This window comes from Symbiopectobacterium sp. Eva_TO (genome assembly GCF_053848865.1).
The window spans coordinates 3,980,783-3,996,398 of record NZ_JBSPEY010000004.1; the positions used below are offsets into that span (position 1 = coordinate 3,980,783).

The 15,616-nt window shown below is 49.4% G+C and carries 15 protein-coding genes and 8 pseudogenes; 12 read left to right on the forward strand and 11 right to left on the reverse strand.

All coding sequences use genetic code 11. The features are described from left to right. Positions 1 to 6: 6 nt before the first annotated feature. Together ACWWJF_RS23400 and ACWWJF_RS23405 are read left to right on the forward strand one after the other, a co-directional pair. Positions 7 to 936: pseudogene (locus ACWWJF_RS23400) on the forward strand (IS256 family transposase); the annotation flags it as partial. Then, on the forward strand, positions 917 to 1,207 hold the full coding sequence (locus tag ACWWJF_RS23405; RefSeq protein ID WP_455871232.1) for a transposase: 291 nt from the start codon (positions 917 to 919) through the stop codon (positions 1,205 to 1,207). The pseudogene ACWWJF_RS23400 and the gene ACWWJF_RS23405, both read left to right, overlap by 20 nt. Here ACWWJF_RS23405 and ACWWJF_RS23410 read toward each other — a convergent pair. Together ACWWJF_RS23410 and ACWWJF_RS23415 are read right to left on the reverse strand one after the other, a co-directional pair. Continuing rightward, positions 1,201 to 1,857: an RpiB/LacA/LacB family sugar-phosphate isomerase gene (locus ACWWJF_RS23410; protein WP_455870707.1), complete on the reverse strand. Its 657-nt coding sequence runs from the start codon at positions 1,855 to 1,857 to the stop codon at positions 1,201 to 1,203. The two genes, ACWWJF_RS23405 and ACWWJF_RS23410, sit on opposite strands and share 7 nt — an antisense overlap. 234 nt (positions 1,858 to 2,091) lie before the next feature. After that, positions 2,092 to 2,636 (reverse strand): annotated as a pseudogene (locus tag ACWWJF_RS23415) (transposase); the annotation flags it as partial. A gap of 74 nt (positions 2,637 to 2,710) precedes the next feature. Between ACWWJF_RS23415 and ACWWJF_RS23420 the strand changes: the two are divergent. Continuing rightward, positions 2,711 to 3,879 (forward strand): IS3 family transposase gene (locus tag ACWWJF_RS23420; RefSeq protein WP_455868400.1). Its coding sequence is split into 2 segments (ribosomal slippage): positions 2,711 to 2,966 and positions 2,966 to 3,879, totalling 1,170 coding nucleotides; the frame shifts between segments, so codons are not numbered across the junction. Positions 3,880 to 3,888: 9 nt separating this feature from the next. Here ACWWJF_RS23420 and ACWWJF_RS23425 read toward each other — a convergent pair. The 3 genes and pseudogenes from ACWWJF_RS23425 to ACWWJF_RS23435 all read right to left on the reverse strand — a co-directional run. Continuing rightward, positions 3,889 to 4,505: pseudogene (locus ACWWJF_RS23425) on the reverse strand (IS1 family transposase); the annotation flags it as partial. A 56-nt stretch (positions 4,506 to 4,561) separates the two neighbouring features. Further along, positions 4,562 to 4,771 (reverse strand): annotated as a pseudogene (locus ACWWJF_RS23430) (transposase); the annotation flags it as partial. A gap of 37 nt (positions 4,772 to 4,808) precedes the next feature. Beyond that, complete coding sequence (locus tag ACWWJF_RS23435; RefSeq protein WP_455870708.1) at positions 4,809 to 5,924, reverse strand: glycosyltransferase family 9 protein; 1,116 nt, start codon at positions 5,922 to 5,924, stop codon at positions 4,809 to 4,811. A gap of 302 nt (positions 5,925 to 6,226) precedes the next feature. Here ACWWJF_RS23435 and ACWWJF_RS23440 point away from each other — a divergent pair, with 302 nt between their 5' ends. The 4 genes from ACWWJF_RS23440 (at position 6,227) to ACWWJF_RS23455 (ending at position 9,116) form a co-directional block, all read left to right on the forward strand. Next, positions 6,227 to 7,006: an IS630 family transposase gene (locus ACWWJF_RS23440; protein WP_455870709.1), complete on the forward strand. Its 780-nt coding sequence runs from the start codon at positions 6,227 to 6,229 to the stop codon at positions 7,004 to 7,006. Further along, positions 6,948 to 7,160 (forward strand): transposase, encoded by a 213-nt coding sequence (locus tag ACWWJF_RS23445; RefSeq protein ID WP_455870710.1) that lies wholly within the window; start codon positions 6,948 to 6,950, stop codon positions 7,158 to 7,160. Before ACWWJF_RS23440 ends, ACWWJF_RS23445 begins: the two co-directional genes overlap by 59 nt. Positions 7,161 to 7,310: 150 nt before the next feature. Further along, the gene (locus ACWWJF_RS23450) at positions 7,311 to 7,436 is read left to right on the forward strand and encodes a hypothetical protein (protein ID WP_455870711.1); all 126 of its coding nucleotides are present in this window, start codon (positions 7,311 to 7,313) and stop codon (positions 7,434 to 7,436) included. A gap of 279 nt (positions 7,437 to 7,715) precedes the next feature. Then, positions 7,716 to 9,116 carry an L-cystine transporter gene (locus ACWWJF_RS23455; protein WP_455870712.1) on the forward strand — a complete coding sequence of 467 codons (1,401 nt, stop codon included), beginning with the start codon at positions 7,716 to 7,718 and terminating at the stop codon, positions 9,114 to 9,116. Positions 9,117 to 9,312: 196 nt separating this feature from the next. Here ACWWJF_RS23455 and ACWWJF_RS23460 read toward each other — a convergent pair. Next, a pseudogene (locus ACWWJF_RS23460) lies at positions 9,313 to 9,438 on the reverse strand (osmotically-inducible lipoprotein OsmE); the annotation flags it as partial. A gap of 132 nt (positions 9,439 to 9,570) precedes the next feature. Further along, entirely contained in the window at positions 9,571 to 9,825 is a 255-nt protein-coding gene (gene osmE / locus ACWWJF_RS23465) for an osmotically-inducible lipoprotein OsmE (protein WP_455870713.1), read from the reverse strand. Between the two features lie 217 nt (positions 9,826 to 10,042). On the opposite strand from osmE, the gene nadE reads away from it, so the two are divergent. Together nadE and ACWWJF_RS23475 are read left to right on the forward strand one after the other, a co-directional pair. Then, on the forward strand, positions 10,043 to 10,867 hold the full coding sequence (gene nadE, locus ACWWJF_RS23470) for an ammonia-dependent NAD(+) synthetase (RefSeq protein ID WP_455870714.1): 825 nt from the start codon (positions 10,043 to 10,045) through the stop codon (positions 10,865 to 10,867). A gap of 236 nt (positions 10,868 to 11,103) precedes the next feature. Next, positions 11,104 to 11,256 (forward strand): annotated as a pseudogene (locus ACWWJF_RS23475) (Rpn family recombination-promoting nuclease/putative transposase); the annotation flags it as partial. Positions 11,257 to 11,851: 595 nt separating this feature from the next. On the opposite strand, the pseudogene ACWWJF_RS23480 reads toward ACWWJF_RS23475, so the two are convergent. After that, positions 11,852 to 12,793, reverse strand: a pseudogene (locus tag ACWWJF_RS23480) (phage tailspike protein); the annotation flags it as partial. Positions 12,794 to 12,863: 70 nt separating this feature from the next. Between ACWWJF_RS23480 and ACWWJF_RS23485 the strand changes: the two are divergent. Beyond that, a protein-coding gene (locus ACWWJF_RS23485) for an IS5 family transposase (protein ID WP_455870715.1) occupies positions 12,864 to 13,708 on the forward strand; the annotation gives its coding sequence in 2 pieces (ribosomal slippage) (positions 12,864 to 13,209 and positions 13,209 to 13,708; 846 coding nt in all). On the opposite strand, the gene ACWWJF_RS23490 is transcribed toward ACWWJF_RS23485, so the two are convergent. Next, positions 13,697 to 13,828 carry a phage tailspike protein gene (locus ACWWJF_RS23490; RefSeq protein ID WP_455870716.1) on the reverse strand — a complete coding sequence of 44 codons (132 nt, stop codon included), beginning with the start codon at positions 13,826 to 13,828 and terminating at the stop codon, positions 13,697 to 13,699. The two genes, ACWWJF_RS23485 and ACWWJF_RS23490, sit on opposite strands and share 12 nt — an antisense overlap. Positions 13,829 to 13,929: 101 nt before the next feature. On the opposite strand from ACWWJF_RS23490, the gene ACWWJF_RS23495 reads away from it, so the two are divergent. Continuing rightward, entirely contained in the window at positions 13,930 to 14,109 is a 180-nt protein-coding gene (locus tag ACWWJF_RS23495; RefSeq protein ID WP_455870016.1) for a hypothetical protein, read from the forward strand. Positions 14,110 to 14,122: 13 nt separating this feature from the next. Here the strand turns inward: ACWWJF_RS23495 and ACWWJF_RS23500 are convergent, their stop codons facing one another. Further along, the gene (locus ACWWJF_RS23500; protein WP_455870717.1) at positions 14,123 to 14,488 is read right to left on the reverse strand and encodes a hypothetical protein; all 366 of its coding nucleotides are present in this window, start codon (positions 14,486 to 14,488) and stop codon (positions 14,123 to 14,125) included. A gap of 30 nt (positions 14,489 to 14,518) precedes the next feature. On the opposite strand from ACWWJF_RS23500, the pseudogene ACWWJF_RS23505 reads away from it, so the two are divergent. Further along, positions 14,519 to 14,754, forward strand: a pseudogene (locus ACWWJF_RS23505) (hypothetical protein); the annotation flags it as partial. Between the two features lie 105 nt (positions 14,755 to 14,859). Here the strand turns inward: ACWWJF_RS23505 and istB are convergent. Next, positions 14,860 to 15,615 carry an IS21-like element helper ATPase IstB gene (gene istB / locus ACWWJF_RS23510; protein WP_455869020.1) on the reverse strand — a complete coding sequence of 252 codons (756 nt, stop codon included), beginning with the start codon at positions 15,613 to 15,615 and terminating at the stop codon, positions 14,860 to 14,862. Between the last annotated feature and the right edge of the window lies 1 nt (position 15,616).

A 15,616-nucleotide genomic window follows, 5' to 3' on the forward strand; every position in this document is an offset into this window, starting at 1 on the left:
AACTGCATGATTTTGCGTTGCGAGGATCCGTCGTTTCACTGGGCTGCCAGCATAAAATCTATTTATTCAACAAAGCCTCGCCTGCTGAAGAAAATCGGCGTTGAGGCTGCTCTCAACGCCGAAATATCCCACCATCTGGGCTACGATAAAAATCAGTCCAAACCGGGGACCAACTCCCGCAACGGCTATTCCACAAACACCGTGACCACCGGCGATGGCCCTCTGGCACTACGTACTCCGCGCGATCGTGATGGCTCCTTCGAACCACAACTGGTGAAGAAAAACCAGACCCGGATCACCGGGATGGATAACCAAATCCTGTCCCTGTACACCAGAGGGATGACCACCCGCGAGATAGCGTCTGGGTTCAACGAGCTGTATGACGCGGATGTCTCACCGGCGCTGGTCTCGAAGGTCACCGACGCCGTGATGGAACAGGTTACTGAATGGCAAAATCGTCCACTGGATGCAGTCTATCACATTGTTTACCTTGACTGTATCATCGTGAAGGTCCGGCAGGACAGTCGCGTCATCAATAAATCCGTGTTCCTGGCACTGGGTATCAACATCGAGGGCCAGAAAGAACTGCTGGGTATGTGGCTGGCCGAAAACGAGGGCGCGAAGTTCTGGCTCAATGTGCTGACAGAACTAAAAAACCGCGGCCTGAACGATATCCTCATCGCCTGTGTCGACGGTCTGAAAGGCTTCCCGGACGCCATCAACGCGGTGTATCCGGAAGCCCGCATCCAGCTGTGCATCGTGCACATGGTACGCAACAGCCTGAGGTTCGTCCCTTGGAAGGACTACAAAGCCGTCACACGCGACCTGAAAGCCATCTATCAGGCCGCTACCGGAAGAAGCAGGCCAGCAGGCGCTGGAAGCATTCGCCAGCGCATGGGACAGCCGCTATCCACAGATAAGCCGGAGCTGGCAGACGAACTGGAGCAATCTGGCAACGTTCTTCGCTTACCCGGCAGATATCCGCAAAGTCATCGACACAACCAACGCCATCGAGTCGCTGAACAGTGTGATCAGGCATGCGATTAAAAAACGCAAGGTGTTCCCGACTGACGACGCAGTGAAAAAGGTGGTGTGGCTGGCAATCCAGTCGGCCTCACAGAAATGGACGATGCCACTGCGGGACTGGCGTATGGCAATGAGCCGTTTTATTATCGAGTTCGGTGACCGCCTGGACGGTCACTACTGAGAAAGGCATTTACACAGAATCATGTACAGGGTAGCCAGCAGCGATTTGATAAAGCTGGTCAGTTCTGCATCTTTGCTGTTGGCAAAGAAGTATTCTTGGAATTTAGGACCAGAAATAGCACCTTTAACCAGATCCTGACCTTTCAGGATGTAGATCAGATCATTATAGGTAACTTCTTTCACTGCGTCCAGGATCTTCTTGTTACGTTGTTGAGGAACAACGCGGTCGCTCGGGTAGCCACGGCCACCTTCTTCTTTGAACAGGTTTTCCAGGTTCAGCTCAGCGCCCCAGCCGAAGCCTTTGGCATACGGCAGAGAAACGGCGTTACCGTTGTTGATCTGGGAGAACAGGTACGCATCGGACGGGTCAACAACCAGACCACAGATCACGCCCGGGAAAGAGTTACAGGCCAGCATCGCGCCCTGACCATTACCACAACCGGTTACCACGAAATCAGCAGCACCAGAGTTCAGCAGGATAGCTGCCAGAATACCGTTCTGGATATAGGTCAGTTGTGCAGCGTCATCAACGGCGTACTGACCGTAGTTGTATACGGTGTGACCTTGCGGTGCAACGGCTTTAGTCAGCGCTTCGGCAATGATAGCGTTCTTGGCAGCCTGGCTGTTCTCGTTAATCAATGCAATTTTCATGTTCGTTCCTTTATTGTGACGGATAACTGAAAATAATAAAACACTATTTCATTTCTATGGGTGCAGTATACCTTGTCAAAAATAAAGCGCAAATCATCCCAGCGCAGAATTGCCTTTGCAGTGGTAAAACCGGGCCTGTGCCACATTTTCATTGTTATACATTACCTGACAAACAACGGGCGTAAGAGGCTCTACTATGCAGAGATGGGGCTTCCCCGATCATGGTGGGAAGGCTCAGAACGCCATATCCAGCTTCCCGTACTGGAACATCACTCCCAGCTTAAAGCGCTCCCGGTTTCGGTATCCCCTGGCTTTTATCCTCAGCAGCCTGATCTTGCTGTTCAGTGCCTCCGCATTTCCGTTTGAGACTCTGTGTCGCATGGCATTCAGGATCCCGTACAGCCTTTTTCCTATCGTTTTCGCCGCGTTTTTCATCATGGAAACGTCACTGTTGGCCGCCAGCGCCAGCCATCTCTGCCTGTCATTCCGTCTTTCCTCGCTCCATGGCCTGTTCCAGATATCCTTTGCCAGCTCTTTCAGCGCCCAGCACTGGCTCGTCAGCTTCATCTGTGCACGCAGCCATATCAGCTTTTCCTGCCTGGATTCGGTCTCCACTTATCGCTGTACTGCCACAGGAAGCGGGTCCCCTTTGCCTGACGCCGGCTTTCAACAGGAAAGTGTGGATGTTCATTCTGGCGAGTTTTATCCACCACTTCGCCCTGTTGCTTTGCTACATGGAAGCGGTCGAAGGCGATTTTCTCAACCGCACTGGGTAAGTGGTGTAGTGGCACACTGATACTGGCCACCTGAGCGGAGGTGATATGCTCACCTCATCAACACGACAGGTGACCTCATGGGTAAACATTTTACGGCGGAATTTAAGCTCGAAGCCGCAAAGCTGGTTGTCGACCACGGCTACACATACGTTAAGGCCGCAGAGGCGGTTAATGTCAGCCATTCTGCCATTAGTCGCTGGGTCAATAAGCTTCGCCTTGAACGACAGGGAAAAACGCCAACGGGACTTCCTCTTACCCCTGAACAGCTCGAGCTGCGTGAGATGAAGAAAAAAGTCCAATGCCTTGAAATGGAGAACGAAATCCTAAAAAAGGCTACGGCGCTCTTAATGTCGGACTCACTCAACGGTTCACGGTAGTCGACAGGCTGAGGGCGCGATACCCGGTCACGGCGTTGTGCCAAACTTTTGAGGTACATCGCAGCAGCTACAGGCACTGGCAGGCTTCCGCTAATGAACCCGACGGTGAGCGCGTGGTTAAGTGTAGCCGCGTCATGGAAGCCTGGAACGCCAGCGGCGGCTCTGCCGGCGCTCGAAGTATCGCGACCATCGTCACCGGCAGCTCCGGTGTCAAAATGGGGCGCTGGCTGGCTGGCAAGCTGATGAAGGAGCTGGGTATCGCCAGCTGCCAGCGACCGGCTCACAAATACAAACGCGGCGGCAATGAACACGTTGAAATACCGAACTATCTCAACCGCCAGTTCGCGGTTACCGCGCCGGATCAGGTCTGGTGCGGCGATGTGACCTACATCTGGACGGGCAAATGCTGGGCTTACCTTGCGGTGGTGCTAGACCTGTTCGCCCGCAAACCGGTGGGCTGGGCCATGTCGACGTCGCCGGACTCGGCGCTGACAGTTAAAGCGTTGCAGATGGCCTGGGAACTCCGGGGACAACCAACAGGAGTCATGTTCCACAGCGACCAGGGCAGCCACTATACCAGCCGTCAATACCGGCAAGCCCTGTGGCGCTGCCGGATAAAGCAGAGTATGAGTCGGCGGGGTAACTGCTGGGATAATGCGCCAATGGAGCGGTTCTTCCGCAGCCTGAAGACAGAATGGGTGCCGACAAAGGGTTACAACAGCTTCAGCGAAGCCCAGGACGCGATTATCCGCTACATCACGGGGTATTACAGCGCTATCCGGCCTCACTGGTATAACGGCGGCTTAACTCCAAACGAATCTGAGCGACTGTTCTACATACAGTCTAATGCGGTGGCCAATATTAGTTGACCACTACATTTTACGCGCCAGTCGTTTAATGCGGGTACGGAGCGTCAGGTTATTGCGCTCTATGCGTTGCGTGAAGATCTTGCCAGTCAGATGTTTCTGCTTCGGAACCTCTCTTGCATAGCTGCCCCAGTTGTCACTGGTAATCATGCCGATGTTGAACGGTGTCAACAGAGCCAGCAATTCACGGCAGGTCTCATCGGTTCGGGGGCCAAAAGTGTAGGCCAGAACACCGCCCGTTTTGGTATTGTAAGCGTACCAGAGCCAGTACTGTAGCGCCTGACTGCCAACGAAGCTCCATTGCTCATCAAGTTCACAGATAAGGGCGACGTCGGCGTGAGCAACGGGAGAAAACGTTATCCTGCGGGGCGAGAGCTTTTTAAAGCCCGGATGACCGTATTGATGCCGATTTTCAACGTTCTGGCGGTATCGCGAACACCGGCACCGTTGAAGGCCATATCAACGATCTGCTCTTTGACTCCCGGCTTTCGCGCTTCATAGCGGTAGGTAAGCTGGAATACACGGCGACAGCACTGACACCGGAAGCGTTCGCGCTTAGTTGGACTAAGGCCATGTCGATAAACTTTATCTGAATGGCAGCGAGGGCAATGAACAAAAACAGTAACCACGTGGAAACCTCAAATAACGGCAGAATATCACAAAAGCCAACTATTTGAAGGCATTACCGGTTAAAGCGGTTATAAACGGTTTTCCATGGGCCGTATCGCTCAGGTAAATCACGCCATGGGGCACCAGAGCACAGCCCCCAGAACATGCCATTGATAATCATGCGATGCTCAGCCCATGGGCGTCCGGCCTGTGGTGTTGCTGGTTCAGCAGGGAGTAAGGGCTGGATGATAGCCCATGCTTCATCGGGAAGGTCGTAGCGAGCCATAGTTCAAAATGATCTAGAAACAAACAGTTAGTATAACTCATGGGATTAAGGGACACAGCCTAAATTCTTGTGTTTTATTTAACTCTTCTCTCAATGATTCTATTAGAATTGAAGTGTCAAATGATGTCATATCGTCCCCTATCTCGGTTTTTAAAAACTGAGTTGTTGTCAATTGAGTGGCTTTGTTACTATTAGGCCCCCACACTATATTATTCTCAAAAACAGAATTAAACATACGATTATTATAAATGCAGAATTGCCGCTTGTTCAGCGCACTAGCAAGGTGAACAACAGCAGTATCTACTGTAATAACAATATCTGCATACTGAACAAGAGCAAATGAGCGCTCTGCATCCTCGAAAGGATTAATATCAACACGCTTCATCAAACGATTATTTATTTTGTTACCCAAATTAAAAACAATAGTTCTATATCCTACCAATGTGTTTAGGTAAGTTAGTATTATATTAATCTGATTAGTAGATAAACTACGATTTTTTTGGGATGCAAATGGATTGAATATAATTATTTTTTCGTTTTTCAGCTTGATTTGCTGAGAGAAAATATATGCATCATAAACACAATTTTCATTGAATGTGAGGTAAGGTTGGCACTTACTATCAATAGAAAAAAGTTTAATGATGCTTATCATTCTTGTGGTAATGTGCTCAGACTTGTGCGTGATAATATTTGTGTCAAAAATCGTATTTTGAGGTTGATTAAAACTGATTGCGTGTTTTGCTTTTATATATGATAGCGTTTTAAGTCTGTAATAAGAAAATGTATCGAAATCAGAAAGATCAATAACAAGATCAATATTAAGATCTAATAACTTTCTGATTTTATTAAAATCATTTTTTTGATATATAAAAAAACCATCAGTTTTGATCATATCTATGAATAAGAATGATATATTGGGAGGTATTATCACATAAACCTTAAAGTTATTATCTCTAAGTACTTTAATTATACCTGATGTTACAATAGCATCCCCGATGGCCTGAGAGTGCATAAATATACATATGTTTCTGTAATTATCTTTAATAAACGTGCTTTTTTTTCGATAGGATAGCTTAAGGAAAAAAATTTTTAGTTTTTTCTTTAATTCTTTTGTTTTAATGTTTCTTTGCCTGTTTAATTTCCTTAATTCCAAATAAAAATTCATTTTTCAAATATTTCCCCAATGAAACTGAACATTATCAGGTTTATGTCCTGTTTCTCTTTGAAAGGCATTGTTGAATAGAAGTATTGTATACTACAAAATACCGAAAAATCAACTGATGCATTACCAAAATTCATACCTTTTACATCGCGAATATTTTACAAGCATCCAGAATTACAAGCGTTTTCTGCTAAATAACTGTTCCGAATAGTAGATCACCTGAAGGGAACTCAGTCCGAGTTGAGCGATCTGATCAATCGATAAAGATCTCAAATCATCAACCGGACTGAGCGATGTCGAGCATAGCACCGATACCCCGTAACGAACGACGCCTGATGAAGAAAACTCTCCATAAAACGCGTGACAAGAATCACGCCCGCAGGCTGACCGCCATCCTGATGTTGCACCGGGGCGAGCGCGTGAGCGATGTCGCCAGAATGCTTTGCTGCGCCCGTTCGTCAATCGGCAGATGGATTAACTGGCTCACCCTGTACGGCATTGAAGGCCTCAAATCTCTGCGGCCCGGTCGTGGCCGTCGCTGGCCGTTTGAACAGATCTGCGCACTGTTAATCCAGCTCGTAAAGCGTTCCCCTCATGATTTTGGCTATCAGCGTTCGCGCTGGAGCACGGAACTGCTAGCGATAAAAATCAATGAGATAACCGGTTGCCAGTTGCATGCTTCCACGGTGCGCCGTTGGCGGCCTTCTGCCGGTCTGGTGTGGAGACGCGCAGCTCCTACGCTGCGTATCCGCGACCCGCATAAGGAAGAAAAAATGGAGGCCATCGCGATGGCGCTGGAACAATGCAGCGCGGAACATCCCGTCTTTTACGAAGACGAAGTGGATATTCATCTGAATCTCAAAATTGGCGCGGACTGGCAGGTTCGCGGGAAGCAGAAACGCATCGTGACGCCGGGCCAGAACGAGAAATATTATCTGGCGGATGCTTACACAGCGGGACGGGAAAAGTCAGCTATGTTGGAGGAAACAGTAAAAGTTCGTGTTTTTTATCAGCATGTTAGAGCATCTGAGAGCAACGTACAGACGGGCAAAAACGCTCACGCTGATAGTTGATAACTACATTATTCACAAAAGCCGGGAGACGCAGCGCTGGCTGGAAGAAAACCCGAAATTCAGGGTTATTTATCAGCCGGTGTACTCACCATGGGTAAATCATGTAGAGTGGTTATGGCCATATCGTTATACACATCTTTTGGCCATTTTTTGAACAGGATGCTCAGAACCCCGTGAATTAAGGAATTCAAGCCATCCCATTGGCTTTTTGAGGTTCAAAATGCCACTCTGAGATAAACCCGTAACTCATTGATTAAACAGTGCGTTAGAAAGATGTGTATAACGATATGGGTTATGGCAGGCGTTGCATGAAACCATTACCCGCAATCATCAATGCTGTTCAATGTGGCAGTTACTGAACAAGGTTCGCCGCTTAATGGAAACCGTCAGCCCGTTTCCCAGTGGAAAACATGGACAGGCAAAAGTGTAGCGGTATTAGGAACAGCTATTTAGAACGGGTACTGTGTCTGGCGCTGATTGGCTTTTCGCTGTACCACACACCGCGCGCAGGTGCCTGTTACGGCTACGAGCAGGCTTGTCGCTGGTATGATTCTGCCCGCAGTCAATTCAGCCAGTTGCTCCGCTAGTGCTTTTCCTTACCACCTTGGACGCTATGCGATTTGAGTAAAAGATACGCCGGATTGGTATAACGGAAGCCATAAGGAGCTGTTATCCTAGCGCCCGTTTTCATTTTTAGGGAGGAGACAGTATGTATGTTGCGCTATTGGCAAATATTATCGTTTTTTTGGCGTTGATCGCCCTGCTCGCTTATGCCAACCGTAACCCGACGTGGAGTCTGGCGAAAAAGGTTCTGCTCGGTCTGGTTATCGGCGTGCTGTTCGGCTTCGCGCTGCACCTGGTGTATGGCGGCAACAATCCGATCATCAAGGCTTCCGTTGCCTGGTTTAACATCGTGGGTAACGGTTACGTTCAACTGTTACAAATGATAGTTATGCCACTGGTTTTCGTTTCAATTCTGAATTCGGTTGCCAAGCTGCACAATGCATCATCATTAGGAAAAATCAGCGTACTGACTCTGGGTACCCTGTTGTTAACCACCCTGATCGCAGCGCTGATCGGCGTGCTGGTTACACTGCTGTTTGGCCTGAGCGCTTCAGGGCTGGTGCAAGGTGCACAGGAAACCGCGCGTCTCAGCGCGATCGAGAGTAATTACGCGGGCAAAGTCTCCGATCTCAATGTGCCGCAACTGATTCTGTCTTTTATCCCGAAAAACCCGTTCGCAGAGCTTACTGGCGCCAACCCCACGTCAATTATCAGTACGGTGATTTTCGCCGCTCTGCTCGGTATTGCGGCGCTGCAACTGCATCGCGATGATGCGGCCAAGGGTGAACGCGTCTTGGCGGCGATCGATACGCTGCAATCCTGGGTGATGAAGTTGGTTCGTCTGGTGATGAAACTGACGCCCTACGGTGTGTTGGCGCTGATGACCAAAATGGTCGCAACGTCAAATTTGCAGAATATCATCAAGCTGGGTAGCTTTGTCGTCGCCTCTTATCTTGGCCTTGGCATCATGTTTGTGGTTCATGGGATGCTGTTAGCCTCAACCGGCATCAACCCACTGCGATTCTTTCGCAAAATTGCCCCGGTGCTGAGCTTTGCATTTACCAGTCGTTCGAGCGCAGCCACCATTCCACTCAGCATAGAGGCTCAAACACGCAGCATCGGCGTACCAGAATCAATCGCCAGCTTTGCAGCGTCCTTTGGTACCACCATTGGACAAAATGGCTGTGCCGGGCTCTATCCTGCCATGCTCGCTGTGATGGTTGCCCCCACCGTCGGTATCAACCCACTGGACCCGGTGTGGATTGCCACGCTGGTAGGCATCGTGACCATCAGCTCTGCCGGCGTCGCGGGCGTAGGCGGCGGTGCCACCTTCGCAGCATTGATCGTTCTACCCGCCATGGGATTGCCGGTAACGCTGGTGGCGCTGCTGATCTCCATCGAGCCATTGATTGATATGGGGCGCACTGCGCTCAATGTGAGCGGTTCAATGACTGCGGGTACGGTGACCAGCCAGTTACTGAGACAAACCGACAAGTCGCGTTTTGCGGCCGACAATGAGTCCGTGTTAAACGCGTCCCACACTTGATACCCAGGTAAACGCATGGCGTCATAAAAAAACCGGCAGGTCTACCCTGCCGGTTCGACGTTGCTGACAGACTGTCCTACGCCTACCGTCATTCCCGCACAGGCGGGAACCTCATGCCGAAGAAACGCGCTTATTCTCACAGAGGTCCCCGGCTTTCGCCGAGGATGACGAGGATAGCGTAACTTGTCCAACACTATTACCGTTGTGGATTGGTGTCATAGGCCTCGCAGCTTTGGAAGCCCTTGTTCAACACTTGCCCACGGTCGTTGAAACTTACAAAATAGTTCTGCGCCGTGCCATCACGGTTTTTCAACAAGTAGTTAAAGCCATATCGTTATACACATCTTTTGGCCATTTTTTGAACAGGATGCTCAGAACCCCGTGAATTAAGGCATTCAAGCCATCCCATTGGCTTTTTGAGGTTCAAAATGCCACTCTGAGATAAACCCGTAACTCATTGATTAAACAGTGCGTTAGAAAGATGTGTATAACGATATGAGTTAAAGCAGGTGCCTCGAGCGTTTTTCAACCGTACTTCTGACGCAGGCGAGCCAGCAATTTGCAGCACTTGCTGTTTGGTCTGTCCGGTCTTCACCTCTTTAACCACCGACTCGGTAAAACTACTTTCTGCACGATTATAGGCTGAACACCCAGAGAGAAGGAGAGCCCCCGCAGCACCAAGACATATCAGTAGTCGATTATTTTTCATGTTATTACCTCATTCATTAATGGGTCACTGACAAGGCTAGATGGCTCGCGGCAATTTTTCAAATCGGCATTCGTTCACATTTTATTGCCTCGCTGCGCCAATAAAAGTAAATATACGCGCGCACTGCTTGTCCTTTTTCTTCACGACGATTAGCTTTACACTCTACCCATCAAGCTAATTATTTCGCAGTATCAACAGGTTCAGGAAGGGGGCCATCATGTCATTGCAGCAAGAGATCATCCAGGCACTGGGTGTTAAGCCTACTGTCGATCCCGATGCCGAGATTCGCATCAGCGTTGATTTTTTAAAGAATTATCTTAAGGCCAGTCCCTTCATCCGTTCGTTAGTACTGGGGATCAGCGGCGGGCAAGATTCTACACTGACCGGCAAACTGTGCCAGACTGCCATCAATGAGCTGCGTAGCGAAACTGGCGATACGCGTTATCAGTTTATCGCTGTACGCTTGCCGTATGGCATTCAGGCGGATGAGGCCGATTGCCAGGATGCCATCGCCTTCATCCAACCGGACAACGTGTTAACAGTAAATATCAAGCCCGCCGTCGAAGCGAGTGAAGCCACCCTGGCGGCCATCGGCGTAACGCTGTCCGATTTTGTCAAAGGCAACGAAAAGGCACGTGAGCGCATGAAGGCGCAATACAGCATTGCGAGCATGAACGCGGGTCTGGTGGTCGGCACCGACCACGCCGCAGAAGCTGTCACGGGTTTCTTTACCAAATACGGTGACGGTGGCACGGATATCAATCCTATTTTTCGTTTAAATAAACGGCAAGGGAAAGCGCTGTTGCAGGTACTCGGCTGTCCGCAGCACCTGTACACCAAAGCCCCTACGGCCGATCTGGAAGAGAACCGCCCTTCGTTACCTGATGAAACCGCCCTTGGCGTCACCTATAACGAAATCGATGACTATCTGGAAGGAAAAGCGCTCGACACCGACCGCGCCGCCATTATCGAAAACTGGTATAAAAAGACCGAACACAAACGCCGTCCTCCGGTTACTGTATTTGACGATTTCTGGCACTGATAGGCAGGTAGCGGAGTTAAAATACATAAAAACTATTAATATCAATACATTGACTGACTTTATCGCTCAAAAAATAGGCGACAAAAGACGACAAAGCACGACAATACACGACATTTTATCAATACGTTACCGTCCATTTCGACCTGCTAACTACGCCAGAATCGCCCAGATTTGACAGACTTGAGGGAGGGGGATTTCGATGGCATACCGTAACCTGAGCAAGGTATACTGCGCCAATGACAACATCCTCACTCTCCCAACATGACTCCCTGTTCAAGAAGTTCCTCGCCGATATCGCGGTAGCCCGAGACTTTCTGGAAATCCATCTGCCGCAGCACCTCCGGGAACTCTGCGATTTAAGCACCCTTGCGATGGAGTCAGGTTGCTTTAGGCTTTGTTGAATAATAGGTAATCATGCTGTTTTTCTATGCCAGTTTTGGTAGAAAATGCTTGTCATCTTAGGTGTGCAGTTTTCTCATGAGGCTTAACTGCATGATTTTACGTTGCTGGAAACAATCGTTTTACTGGGCTGGTAGCATAAAATCTGTTTATTCAACAAAGCCTTTATTCAACAAAGCCCCTGCCGACCCCCTTCCTTGACGTGACAAATCACATTCACACCGCATTTTTACGCCATAACACGGCACAGGTCCCCCCGCTGCCTGAGCGCATTGTTGTAGGCGGACCCGTTGGTGATTTTAAACTTTTGCTTTGCCATCGGGACCTGATGTTGAAACGAATGTAGTGATCAGAGCCGCCAGTCACCTAAAAGTTCGATTTATTCAACAAAGCCAATTTTTTATTCACTTCTTTCTTACCGTCCCGCAAAATCCACATCCACGAATTTCGAGACCGTTAATCCGTTCAGCGAATCTTTCAGTATCACCTCAAGACTTCCTTTATACGGCGCCTCCAGGGTTATCTCTGTCACAAACGGGGTAAATACCGTGTTATTTCTTACCACAACGGCTTCATTAAAATAATTTAGCGTGTGGGCAATCCGGTGGCTTCGGGACTGATAGTCACCTCTGGCTTAATGACCGCGGCGTACCTGTGGGTGTTTTGTGGCAAACTTTGTGGCTTATATTCCATATGGATTGTACCATCACTGACCGTCTCGGTCTCTACGGTCAGTGATTCCAGCGGCGTATAGCTGTGTAACACGGTAAAACTTTGCATCGTTCCGCTTAAAGTATCAGTCAGCGTAATCACCGACCTCTCATCATCTCGCTCCGAATAATTCGTGGTCATGTCAATCACACCGCTGCTTTGTGTCAGACGTGAGGCTTTTAAGGTGGTAAATCTCTCCGGCTTGTCTGCCGTGACCTGTAATGCAGCTGACAGCTCCGCATTCAGTATTGCAAACGGGATGCGGTAATTGTGATTCACCGCCGCCCGGAAGCTGAAAACCGGCGACACAATGCGCGGGGTCGTCGGGTAACCAACCATGTGTGTGTTCTCGCGCGTCGGCCATGCGGGAACCTTATAGCCCCCAATCAACAGGTATACCTGCTTATCTTCAGGGGCGGGGGGTGTGGTCAGTGCAATTTCCACCGGATTGTACTGGCCCTTCTGGTTGGCTATTGCTATCGGATCGCCATAAGCATCAAAGCCCAGCAGTTTATTCTTGCGCATATTCACGTCCGGCAGCGCCTCAACGCTGGTTTCCGGGACGGTCAGGAATTTCTTCAGGTTAATGGCCTCCCCGCCGGCGATCGACGGCATGATGTTGCTGAAATAAAATTCCTGCACACCACTCGTGTTATAAACTGCCATCGCATAGGGACCTTCTGTGAGAAAGTCGGTCACCACGCCGTTGTACACCGGATAACCGGCGTTGTTTATCACCAGAGGTTGCGCCACCTGCACCATTACTCCGGATTCGTTCGCATAATAAACCGGGACCTGATTGAGGGGCTGGGTCGGGTCGGTACTAGGCTGTGTCCCTTAATCCCATGAGTTATACTAACTGTTTGTTTCTACATCATTTTTAACTATGGCTCGCTACGACCTTCCCGATGAAGCATGGACTATCATCCAGCCCTTACTCCCTGCTGAACCAGCAACACCACAGGTCGGACGCCCATGGGCTGAGCATCGCATGATTATCAATGGCATGTTCTGGAGGCTGTGCTCTGGTGCCCCATGGCGTGATTTACCTGAGCGATACGGCCCATGGAAAACCGTTTATAACCGCTTTAACCGATGGTCAAAATCGGGAGTCATTAACATTATTTTCAATAAGTTACTTTCATCACTTGATGCCCATGGCCTCGTGGACTGGTCAGCGACTGCGCTGGATGGTAGCAATATCAGGGCGCTGAAATGTGCTGCCGGTGCTCAAAAAAACATCCCGATATCACCGGAGATAATGGGCTGGGTCGCTCTCGAGGTGGTTTTGGCACCAAAATCCATATGGCTACAGACGGAAGTGGTCTTCCGTTAAACATCGTGTTGAGCCCCGGTCAGGCTCATGAAAGTCAGTTTGCACTACGTCTTTTGGACGGTATTGGTGTTCAACGCCAGAACGGCAGTATGAAACGCCGTGGTCATGCGGTACTCGCTGACAAGGCGTACTCCGGGCATGTATTACGTAACGAGCTGAAAAACAGAGGTATAAAAACTGTCATCCCCCGAAAATCCACTGAAAAAATGGCGGTGGATGGTCGTTCAAAGCTCGATCGTGACGCCTACCGCAATCGGAACGTTGTTGAGCGGTGCTTTGGCCGTCTGAAAGAATACCGTCGCATTGCGACACGTTACGACAAAACGGCGAGGAATTATCTGGCAATGTTGAAACTGGGCTGCATCCGCCTGTTTTACCAGAGGTTATGTAATTAAGGGACACAGCCTAGGACGACCGATGTAAATTTTCCCGTTCGGGATGGGTTTAAAACTGCGCGGCATGACGAACAGCGAAGACGGTATGCGGACCGCGACGTTAGCATTAATATCTGACATGGGCTCTCCGGGCGTGAGTAGTCTGCGTATTCGCAGTTGACTAATAAACAACCTAGGTCGATATTTAACCGCCCAATGCCGGACTAATATCGAGGTGCATAATGAGCAAGAAACCGGGTGAGAACACGGGTAAAGACGGCGGCATCTATCAAGAGGTTGGCCCTCGCGGCGGCAAGAAAGATAACTTTGCCACTGTTAAAGACAACGAGAAATTGCCACCGACCACAAAGCCCGGTAACGAATGGGTTTTAGATAAGCGTACGCCTAACAGCAAGAAGTAATGCTCAAGCCGGGTCACTCCGGCTTTTTGATATGGCGCTCACAGAACTCAACGAGGCGGCTTATCAGGTAGCAATAGGTTTCGTTGGCTTTACCCGGCTCAACCTCAACGCCGACGCGAGAACAGATATCAAAGGCCATATGTGCGCATTCGTGCGCCAGCGTTGACAATTTCCCATTGAATACGCCGATAATGTGCAACATTCCGTTAGTACTGGTCATAGTATGAGATAGACCATTGCTGTTATTGTCATGCTGCTCTACGCCAAGTTTTCGGTGAATGTCTTGCCATGATTCAAAGTCAAGGCAGAAGACGACTATGCCGCTGTCGAATAGCGGAACATTCATTTTCGGTAGTCTGCCGATGTTGAGTTTTTTCATGCTATCCTGACTAAAACTAAGGAGGTTGGGATGAAGTACGTTATTGCTGCGCTGCCAATGTTGCTGGTCGGATGCGCGAAAGTTAGTGATTATCTGTATTAGCTCAGACCGGTTGTGAACAGCGTTATTCCAAGCTTAGCGACATGGCAACCTGTCTCGATATCAGCATTAAAAATGATTCTCGTATGTCCTCTGAACCGACGCCAAAAATGTACGTTCTGGCTGCCAAGTTCTTAGGTCAGAAAGTAGATATCGGAAAGATTAGCTGTATTAATGCGTATTCGCATGCGATCGATCATCGATTCGCATCTAAGGTCGATCACGTTTTCGCATCGTAATCGATCACCCGGGAACCTAACTTTTTTATCGTTTTAGCGTGTTTCTTCTGCGCTTTCCACTGCCAGGCTATTTTTCCTTAATGATTCTCCCTGAAGCTCCACTCTGTGAGAGTTGTGGATCAGCCGATCCAGGAAGGCATCTGCCGCCGTCGGGTTTTCCATCACTCCGTACCATTGCTCCACCGGCAACTGGCTGATAAGGATCGTGCTGGTTTGCCCATATCGCTCTTCCGTTATTTCCAGCAAGTCATTGCATTGCCGCGTTGTGATAACTTCAAGACCAAGGTCGTCCAAGATAAGAAACTCTATTTTTTGAAGCTGTTTCAGTTGCTTAAGCCAGCTGCCGTCCAGTCGGCCCTGCTCAAGCTGATCCAGCAGCCGACCCATGCGCCAGTATTGAACGCTTCTCTTTTGCCGGCACGCCTGCTCGCCCAGGGCATAACCTACCCAGCTTTTTCCGCTGCCAGTTGGCCCTGTTATCAGGATATTCTTGCTGTGGGTGATGTAATGCCCGTTCAGAAGCTCGCGCATCTGTTCGGCCTTTAACCCTCGGGAGACCGGATAGTACATACCCTCAGGGGTTGCACCGTGGCGCAACCGTGCCTGCTTTCTCAACCGCCCAACACGGCTGTTTTCACGATTCAGTAGCTCTTCTTCGACAAGTAACCCCAGGCGTTCTGCGAACCCCAGCTCATTGTATGTACCAGGTGCCTCACGCTGGCGTATCATGCCATCGGCCATTGCCGACAGCTTCAGCGTTCTAAGTTTGGTTAGCAGGTCATCAGTCATA

Coding starts and splice junctions, on each gene's coding strand:
- ACWWJF_RS23490 (WP_455870716.1), bottom strand. CDS start 13,828: ATGTCAGATATTAATGCTAACGTCGCGGTCCGCATACCGTCTTCGCTG.
- osmE (WP_455870713.1), bottom strand. CDS start 9,825: ATGAAAAATAATCGACTACTGATATGTCTTGGTGCTGCGGGGGCTCTC.
- ACWWJF_RS23440 (WP_455870709.1), top strand. CDS start 6,227: ATGTCGAGCATAGCACCGATACCCCGTAACGAACGACGCCTGATGAAG.
- istB (WP_455869020.1), bottom strand. CDS start 15,615: ATGACTGATGACCTGCTAACCAAACTTAGAACGCTGAAGCTGTCGGCA.
- ACWWJF_RS23410 (WP_455870707.1), bottom strand. CDS start 1,857: ATGAAAATTGCATTGATTAACGAGAACAGCCAGGCTGCCAAGAACGCT.
- nadE (WP_455870714.1), top strand. CDS start 10,043: ATGTCATTGCAGCAAGAGATCATCCAGGCACTGGGTGTTAAGCCTACT.
- ACWWJF_RS23445 (WP_455870710.1), top strand. CDS start 6,948: ATGTTAGAGCATCTGAGAGCAACGTACAGACGGGCAAAAACGCTCACG.
- ACWWJF_RS23495 (WP_455870016.1), top strand. CDS start 13,930: ATGAGCAAGAAACCGGGTGAGAACACGGGTAAAGACGGCGGCATCTAT.
- ACWWJF_RS23500 (WP_455870717.1), bottom strand. CDS start 14,488: ATGAAAAAACTCAACATCGGCAGACTACCGAAAATGAATGTTCCGCTA.
- ACWWJF_RS23455 (WP_455870712.1), top strand. CDS start 7,716: ATGTATGTTGCGCTATTGGCAAATATTATCGTTTTTTTGGCGTTGATC.